9 protein-coding genes are annotated in these 8931 nt (G+C 32.1%); all 9 read right to left on the bottom strand.

The features are described from left to right. Positions 1-22: 22 nt before the first annotated feature. Positions 23-475, bottom strand: a complete 453-nt coding sequence (locus A9G22_RS11800) for an A24 family peptidase (RefSeq protein WP_176700229.1) — start codon at positions 473-475, stop codon at positions 23-25. Further along, on the bottom strand, positions 468-1850 hold the full coding sequence (locus A9G22_RS04360; protein ID WP_176700228.1) for an RCC1 domain-containing protein: 1383 nt from the start codon (positions 1848-1850) through the stop codon (positions 468-470). The genes A9G22_RS11800 and A9G22_RS04360 overlap by 8 nt, the downstream gene beginning before the upstream one ends. A gap of 70 nt (positions 1851-1920) precedes the next feature. Beyond that, a complete protein-coding gene (locus A9G22_RS04355; RefSeq protein ID WP_065585961.1) occupies positions 1921-3906 on the bottom strand; it encodes a TadE/TadG family type IV pilus assembly protein in 1986 nt (661 codons plus the stop codon). Positions 3907-3930: 24 nt separating this feature from the next. Continuing rightward, positions 3931-4701: a tight adherence pilus pseudopilin TadF gene (gene tadF, locus A9G22_RS04350; protein WP_065585962.1), complete on the bottom strand. Its 771-nt coding sequence runs from the start codon at positions 4699-4701 to the stop codon at positions 3931-3933. A 15-nt stretch (positions 4702-4716) separates the two neighbouring features. Beyond that, positions 4717-5187: a TadE/TadG family type IV pilus assembly protein gene (locus A9G22_RS04345; protein ID WP_065585963.1), complete on the bottom strand. Its 471-nt coding sequence runs from the start codon at positions 5185-5187 to the stop codon at positions 4717-4719. 32 nt (positions 5188-5219) lie between these two features. Then, entirely contained in the window at positions 5220-6374 is a 1155-nt protein-coding gene (locus tag A9G22_RS04340; protein ID WP_075508419.1) for a hypothetical protein, read from the bottom strand. A gap of 19 nt (positions 6375-6393) precedes the next feature. Then, positions 6394-7821 (bottom strand): type II and III secretion system protein family protein, encoded by a 1428-nt coding sequence (locus A9G22_RS04335; RefSeq protein WP_065585965.1) that lies wholly within the window; start codon positions 7819-7821, stop codon positions 6394-6396. A gap of 2 nt (positions 7822-7823) precedes the next feature. Next, a complete protein-coding gene (locus A9G22_RS04330; protein ID WP_065585966.1) occupies positions 7824-8678 on the bottom strand; it encodes a hypothetical protein in 855 nt (284 codons plus the stop codon). Between the two features lie 44 nt (positions 8679-8722). Continuing rightward, a partial coding sequence (locus A9G22_RS11525) for a hypothetical protein (protein WP_218058744.1) occupies positions 8723-8931 on the bottom strand: 209 nt, incomplete at its 5' end.

The raw sequence follows: 8931 nt of genomic DNA, 5'->3' as shown, positions 1-8931 counted from the left end.
TATATTTTTAAAGTAGCCGTAACTAAAAATTAGTTATTAAAATATATGATGTTAAAAAATAACTTCCACTAATTGCTAGCCCATAAGGTAGCGTAACTCCACCTGCCGGCTTTTTAATGTACTTATATATTATTGCTACAATTGCAATAGGGAGTCCAATTAACGTAATTGTCACCAAGAAAAACAATACACAATTTGATGGAATGGATATCAGTAGCACTGTAATTAATTTTATATCCCCTGCACCAACTAATCGGCAATAAAACATAAATAGACCACAGATTAAAAATATGCCCGATGCGCTATAATTTAATTGACCTCGTCCGAAAATAAAATTCAAAATAATGAGGATGAATATTATGCCGACGATATAATTTGAGATCGTTCGGCGTGTTATATCAGTATAACAAGTAACTAACAAGCATCCCCAAATTACCAAAATAATAATATCATTAATTAATTCTTGGCTAATCATTATGATCATATCCTTGACCTGGAATGTAATCTTGACCATACACTCCTTTCATTGCATCAACAAGAGATGTCATATTATATCCTGGCCAATCCCTTTTTTTATTAGTACCCAAATTAAATTTATGTCCACCACCAGATCCAACACCAAAAGCTTCACCTTCGTCATTCCAATAAAAAATATGCTGTTTACCAACATCAATTTTGGTTAGATGACCTAGATAATCTCTCTCCGTTGGATTTCTGCCATACATTATATTTTTATAAGGACCACCTTTATGACCCCATGTTACTAATCTATTATGGTTAGTGATGGCAACACAACCACGAAATCTACAATAAACGGAGCTAACATGTCGTGTAATTAGAACAGGTTTAGCAATTGTCTTCCCCTTTTTTTCACCTTCTCTTTTTTGATTCTCGTGCTCTATTTCTTCTGGCGTCAATTCTTTATCATCATCGTCGTCGTCGTCGTCATCATTATTATCATCTTCATCGTCATCGTCATCGTCCTCATCTATGTCATCATCATCATCATCATCATCATATGGACCGGCAACACCTAAACGACTAGCTTTTCCCATACCGTAAACCCTACCGGATGAGGTTAAAAAAACAGTAAATGCATTTCCACCGGTAATATGTACAATATCTTTACCATCAATACCATCTAAATTTTTAATCTGCTTTGGAATAGGAGTTTTAACATGGGCTTTGTGATTTACTTCACCAAATGAATCTCGTTCTTCATCCCCCCAAGCAAAAACTGTCCCAGCATCATTGATGGCATAACCACTATCATAACCAGCACCGATTTTCACTACAGGTCGATTGTCAAAATAACCAGAGGGGATCTTTGTAAGCGCAACCTTTGAAGCATGACCACCATGAATACCTGTTCCTGATTCACCATCATGACCATCTCCCCAAAAATACACTTCCCCCGATCTTGTTAAAGCATAAGAAATACGTTTACCACAACTGATCTGAATAATATCTTGATTTTCCAAAACTAAAACAGGGAGACTTGGATAATGACCGTGACCTGTATATTTACCGCCCGAAGCTTCTTTGTGGATATCTCTTCCCCAACCCCAGACATCTCCTCGATCATCTAGCGCAATAATATGATATGTTCCACCGGCTACCTGTGTAATAGAAAGTCCTTTTTCAACAAAGTACTCTATTCTGGCAGGTGGCTCTTTACGAGAAACCTTTTTATCACCATTACCTTGTAATCCCTTATTCCTATAACCCCAAACCCAAAGATCACCATTTTCTATGGTTAAGCCTGTTCTCGATAAGTTAGTTAGGGTGTGTGGATTTATTTCCGCTTTAGTTGTAAATATTATTGCATCTGTACGCGTGTTTGCTAACAATGGAAAACATATACAAGTTATAAATAATATCAGGACTTTTAACGTTTTCATTTTTTATAACTCCTATTTTTCATTGCTTAATCTGCTCTTTTTTAATAACAAAATTGCCCGTTTCAACTTCAATGATTCTATTTATTGCGTCATACAATGTCTTGTAATCGCTAGCCTCATGTAAGAATTGCTTGTGACCATTCATGCACTTAGTAAACCACTTTCCGAACGCACGTTCATATTCAGAGTCTGTTTTCAAATATCCAGCGTTAGGATCTAATTTTATATAGTAAATAGCTGCATTTTTAGCCGCTTGATCAATATAACCATTCTCTTGGTTTTGCTCAGATTTCAAACCTTCTCTTATACTCTGACAAACGTTATTATCTAAAAATTCATCTCTCAGAACATCTGCCCCAGCGTCATCTTTACCATCAGTTATAATAATCATAACTTTATTATTAATAGTATTACCTCGAGCCATCACTGGTACAGTCCTTAACAAAGCTGTCATGGTATCAGTTCCTCCTCCTGGTTGCCAATCCGCACTTTTAATAGAATTAAGAAGTTTAATATTGTGCTCACTATCATCACTGAAAGGAATTAAATGAGGTGACAATTTAAATTTGCTAATATGTTTTGACGCTTCTTCAAGCCTTTTAGAATTTGGCATATTGATCACTTTTTCACTCATAATCTCATTGCTGTATAAAGGCGACTGACACATCCCCTGAAATGGTGAAAAATCAGTAATAGCAGGTGATATAGGACGGTTAAACGTTATCGTATTAACATTCATACCACTAAATAATGTGTCAATAGTGCCTTTTACATCAACTGTTTTAGTATTAGCAAACGAATAATGCACATCAGGATAGTCATTAGAGAACATATAATCATATAGTTGAACTACTTTACCGTATTGACTCTCAATAGTGTTTTTATTTTCTTGATTTAATGGATAATCAGTATTATTTTCACCACAAGCATATCGAGTAGACCCCATATTAACTCGTTCAATATTATGTCGTTTACGACATAATCCGCCATCAACTAATGACTCATTATCATTCAAACCTTTTGCCGGTCCAATTATTTTTGAATAATAAAGGTAATTATAATAGTCTAGATAGTAATAAACCGTATTTTTAAAATCAGCAAAATAATCATAGGTTACATAATTAGAAATTAGATCATTTTTCTTCAACTTATTCCATTTTGGATATGCAATATTTTTATTTGCCCAAAAATTGTAATCAACTGAATCGAAAGGAGATTTCATTTTATACATAAGAGAACATGCATAACTTCCCCCTCCAGCAGGATTTTGACTTTTTTCTTTATTATTCACTTCGTTAGGGTCAAAGGGCACTGGGACACCAATGTCATAAGGGACTAAAGCAAAATTGAATTGAGGCTCCTTTTTATAATTATCAATAATGTCTACTATTGCTTTTTTCATATAGTCAAGTCGCTTACGGTCGTTATTTAACCCTTGAGAGTAATTATTACAAGACGAATCAGAGTATTGACATGTAGCCGAACCTGAAAAGTCGCTAATAAAAGCAATACCAACAGAATCAGGAGTATAGTACTTTCTGGTATTACCATAAGTTTCTTCATTATTTGTTATAACTGTATTTTGATTTAATGCCACAAATCCACCATCACTATCCAGTAAAGATGCAAATTCTTGTACATACCTAACATAATATTCTTTTTTATCTTTATCATAGGTTATAGTGGCCCTAGAAAGTCCTATTAAATCCTCACGCGTTTGATTCATAAAATAATTAATATAGTTCAATGCTATTTTGATATTTTTTTCAAGTGCTTTTTGATCTCGAATTTTATTATTTATGGCTACAACAGCTAACGAGGCCTCATTAGTCGCTTCCGATATCCGAGCCCGAGTGCGCATGTTTTGTGTTTGATCAATTGAAAAATACATACAAATAAACATTGCAGGAAACATAATCGCAAAACTTATAATAATATTTCCAGCTGTACACTGTAAAAAAGATTTTTTGTAATTTTTCCGTTTTAGTTTGTTATTATTATTCATAAAATCCTCTCAAAAGAGTGTTGATTAACGATGATAAATAGGGCAAGCTGTATTAACATTCGTAATATCATTACAACGAGATATTACTACAGTATTACTACATAAATTTGGGAAAGTATCAGTTGCTTTTCTATTAGAGTTAATCCATTTTAAATAAAGACTTTCTTCATTAACAATACACATACTAACTCGATATATAGGGATCCATCGTCCATCTAATCCAGTTGTTGTATCGATAAATCTTGGAGCATATGGGGCAAGATCTGAATAACTAGCAATTGCAGAATTTGTTAAATTCTCGGTGATACTAGGCAGTGAATCAAAATAGCTTCTGATTCCCGTATTATTACAAATACCAGAAGAACATGATTCAGAACTTAAAGCTACTAACTTAGCATGATTTAAACTTTTTGGATGCTCAACATTTTGTAAAATAAATAAAGCATCTACTTTTATAACAACTTCACTATCTAATAATGAAGTTGCCAATTTTTCTAATTCTTGCACTTGAGCATCATCAAATAATTCATAAGATTTATGGCAAGAACTAGGGTTTGAATGACATAAACTTATTTTGTGATTATTTGTGCCATCTATAACAGGGTAGAAAGCCGATCTTTCGCGAAAAATTGAAGCTACAGCATAATTTGCTCGCTCCAATTTATTTTGTAGCATGATGGTACTGTACACATCATAGATAATAAACACTAATGCTGAAAACAAACAGAAAGATGCTGCAAACTCAATTGACATCATACCGTCTTTATTGCGGAAAAAATTACCAAAATATTTCATTGTTACTCTATTCCTTTAATTATCATAAAACTCACGGTAAATAACAGTTTTCTTTGTTAAAGAAGAATTTAAAATACGACTAAACGGCCCTGAAAACATGGCATAGTAGTCATACTGTAAATTAAATAATAACAAACGTGTATCTGCATTAAGCGTATTTTGACAAGTTTTATTAATTACATCTTGTATTGTTTGACAATATGCTACGGTTACATGAAAATCATCTGGATTAGTCAGATAGGGCCATAGTGGTACTTCAGAGATGACTAATTGTTGCATTTGCTTAGTATAATTTCCATTTTCAGAAATTGCCGTTTTTCTTGTTATTTCTGTTGACATTAAATCTAAGGCAGAACCAATAAACATAATTCGGCTTAATTCAAGTACAAATACAAATAGCACAATTAAATAAGGAAAAACAATTGCAAACTCAATAGAAACATTTGCATTGTTTTTCCTAAAAAATAATTTCCAACATTTCAACATAATTTTTGCTCAGCCCTATTAGATATTAAGTGTTAATCTTTTTTTCTCTTTAATAATGTAAAAGACGATTTTGAATTATTTTGATTGTTTTGTTTATTTCCAATAATCGCTGAAGATATCTCTTTTATTTCACTACTATTGTAGGATTCTTTAAATTTATCCATCTTTGGAATAAATTTACGTCTAAAATCAATACTTCGATCTAAAAACTCTTCTATATCTTCATCTCGTAAATCATTTCTTTTATCAAAAGGAAGATTGTCATTTAAACAAACTAAAAAACGCTTATTTAATAGATCGGAGTTTTGCGTATTAATACGCGATATTTCATCAAGCATTTTTTTAGCAATTTTAATTGAGTAGGGATCTCGATTTATTACGATAAACACAATATTTGAAAAATTAATGATCTCTTCTAAATGTTTAAATGAAGACGCTAATCCCATATTTTGCTCAATAAAAGTAATGTTAAATTGTCCTGAGCTAAGATTGTCATATTGCCAAGCTCTATCTTCAATTTTTACTTGTAAAGAATCTTTAACATTAATTATTGAACCATCTTGAGGTATTGGTATTTCAAATAAGAAGTCGGCATTTGGGCTTGTAGTTGCACCTTGAATATAAAGAAGAGGATAATTAGTTAAGCCGCTAATATTTTTTATTGTATGAACCACTAATGATGATGTACCAATTCCTCCTTTAGTGGCTAAAAATGTAACAATGCTCCCCACTCTTTGTGAACCTTGTGCGGTTAAACTCCTTGTATGCAAAATAGTAGGGATTTTTTCTAATTGGCTATTTTCTAATAAAAAATGAATTCCTTTTTTTGATAAAGATTCAGAAAATACGATTGAATCATGGCTGCCCAAAAGTATTGTAGTTGCTTTAATTGGAAGAAACTTATTAATGCTTTCTGATAATAGTGCAGCATTATCTTCATCTTTGATATCTAAAAAAATCACATCATACTTATTGAAAATTGGATCTTCTTTCAATTCAGATAATTCTAATGAGATGATATCTATACTTAATATATTGTAAAGGAATAACAAAGAACGAACTTTTTCAATCAGTTCACTTCGTTTACTTAAAATAGCGACTTGAAAATTCGATATTTGTCCAGCTACAAATTCTTGTGACGAGTCTTTCGATACTTCTGTATCTTTTTTATTACCAAATAATTGCATAAAAATTCCTAATAATCTTTTATTCAATAAAGCCCATATCGTTAATAAATTTTTCACTTTCGTTAGAAATTGGTACTGTTTTGCGACGTTGTTTATTCATATTATTTTTAATATTGAAGAAACTATTAATCACATCAGTACGTTCCAAAATTGGTAACTCGACATTATCAAAACTGCTATTCGCTGTCACTAAATTAACTGTTGCAAATACTACCATTTCTGTCTTTCCTCGCTCTGTCTGCGCACTACGAGCTAATGCCCCTAAAATAGGAATATCACTAATAAAAGGAAGGCGAGATAATGTTTCGCTGTCTTGTTCGTTAATTAATCCTGCAATAACAAAACTATCTCCGTCGGATAAGTCAATAGTCGAACTAGTTTTTCTAGTTGTCAAAGTTGGGATATTATAGTTATTAAAAGCATATGAACCAGCAATTGAACTTACTTCATTATCAAGGAATAATCTAATACGCTTATCATTATTCACTTTAGTGCTGATGTTTAATTTTATACCGTATTCTTTATAGGTAACATTTGCTTCTCCATCTTTATTCTTAGTCACAATGGGAATCTCACCACCGACTAAAAATGATGCATTCTCGCCAGATAGTACAGATAAGTTAGGTTGTGCTAACACTTTAGCTAAACGATCATTTTTTAATGCACGAATCATTGTGGTAATATCATGGATACGAAATCCTTTTTTTAGACCTAATACTGTAAATTCCCCAACAGTATTCATATCGGATCCATTTTCTATCATACTATCCAAAGTTAAACTTTGCCATTCAATACCCAACGAATCAGTAAATTGCTTACTAACTTCAACAAAAGTCAGTTTGACATTAACTTGATACTCTTCTATCACTCTAATGTTATCAATGATATTGTTATAAATATAATAATCTTGAAATGTAAGCTCCGCGCTTCCTGCATCCCCCTTTGCAGTAGTGCGTATTCGCTCTGCACCTTGCCCGACAAGTGAACCTACGACCGCCATAATTTTACCTTTTGTCGTAGTATCTGGAGTGGTGCCATTTAGTACATATACAAATCTTCCATTCGGATCACCATTATCATAACGATCGACTGTTACACTACTATTGGGAAAATTTTGAGCCAATCTATGTGTAATCTGAGATAAAAGCGGATCCACATTAATGGTGTCATTAACGATAATATTATTTGCATCATCATAAACAAGCAAGCTGGCTCTACCATTTGATTTACCATATATAATCAAAGACTTACCATCAATAACCTCATAATTTGCTACAGAATCTTGACTAATGAACACTGTACCTACATTCTCTGGTAAAACAATGGTTTTACTTTGCCCAACTTGTAAATTATGAATATTAGCAAACGCCAGTGAAGAAAAGCCAATAGAGAATAAACAAGCAAGGGGTCTTATCATATGTATAATTGATTTAATTTTTATAAACATTCTTAGTTACCTTTTAGTAAATTAATCCGTTTTTTCTCTGAAAAAATATCATTATCAGATAATGGCCAGTTTTTTTCTCTATCACTTAATAAGCGTAATCCATCTTCAACATTTTTTTTGTAAGTACTTGGGTATATCATAATTGTAGAATTTGTCATTAATGTTCTTAATAATTTAATTTCTTGATTCGAAAGCTCTAATTGAATTTGACCAACATTGTCTTTTTGAAACTTAGAGTTTATTTCACCTGCTTGAGTAATATAGAGGATTTTCTTTCCAACAATAATTGGTTTGATGCGATTTTTAACAAAATCAGCGCTAGGTGAAACTAACTTATTCTCTTTACGTGAGTTAGCCGTTTCATCAGCATAAAATATATAAAGATCAACAAGATCACCACTTTTTAGATTTGTTGTTAAATAATAATCAGTAGGATCTAATTTGAATGGAAACATATAATTTCCTTCTTTTAGCGCTAACATGCTGTAATCAGGCGAATCAGGCGAAGCAATAAAACGCCGTTCAATAAAAGTATCTTTCGCAATATTGTTCTTAACCACATAAGAGTCAAGTTCTTTTGCATCAGTTATATATTCTTTAGTTTTGTCACTACTGTCATCAACATCAATTTCTATTGATTTAAAATAGTAATGATCCTTAGTTAAAATTGTATTTTTATTAATCGCATTTTTTGCTACAGCAATTGTCATCGTTTCTGTTTTTTTAGGTTCTACTTTCACCTCAACAGGTTGAACCGCTGGCTCAGCAACCTGTTTTGGTGATGATTTTGTAAGTAATAACGCCAGTCCCACAACTAACATTAATATATATAAAATAATTAATTTTTTACCTTTCATGCAAACTCCATATAATTTTATATCTATTGTTTTTTTCGTTGCAATTATTTATTTTTTAAATAAAAATCGAAAACAAAACAGTGGGCATCCCCTTTAGAATTAGGACCTGCATAAAAATCTTTCACTATTGAGTCTTGTTTAGTTTTTATTTTTAGATTTAATGTTTTCTCGCTAGTTAAGGTTCCTGTGACGTAGGAAAAATCTCTATTACTACGGGAGATTTGATTAATAACATAATTTATTCCCTTAGCAG

Origin of the sequence: Gilliamella sp. App2-1, assembly GCF_001690255.1 — a bacterium.
GTDB lineage: Bacteria > Pseudomonadota > Gammaproteobacteria > Enterobacterales > Orbaceae > Gilliamella > Gilliamella apicola_G.
The sequence above is the reverse complement of the archived record's forward strand: the minus strand, read 5'-3'. Positions and strand labels throughout refer to the sequence as shown.

Bases quoted from the DNA above. Each gene is read 5' to 3' on its own strand.
- A9G22_RS11800 (WP_176700229.1), bottom strand. From the start codon at position 475: ATGATTAGCCAAGAATTAATTAATGATATTATTATTTTGGTAATTTGG.
- A9G22_RS04355 (WP_065585961.1), bottom strand. From the start codon at position 3,906: ATGAATAATAATAACAAACTAAAACGGAAAAATTACAAAAAATCTTTT.
- tadF (WP_065585962.1), bottom strand. From the start codon at position 4,701: ATGAAATATTTTGGTAATTTTTTCCGCAATAAAGACGGTATGATGTCA.
- A9G22_RS04345 (WP_065585963.1), bottom strand. From the start codon at position 5,187: ATGTTGAAATGTTGGAAATTATTTTTTAGGAAAAACAATGCAAATGTT.
- A9G22_RS04340 (WP_075508419.1), bottom strand. From the start codon at position 6,374: ATGCAATTATTTGGTAATAAAAAAGATACAGAAGTATCGAAAGACTCG.
- A9G22_RS04335 (WP_065585965.1), bottom strand. From the start codon at position 7,821: ATGTTTATAAAAATTAAATCAATTATACATATGATAAGACCCCTTGCT.
- A9G22_RS04330 (WP_065585966.1), bottom strand. From the start codon at position 8,678: ATGAAAGGTAAAAAATTAATTATTTTATATATATTAATGTTAGTTGTG.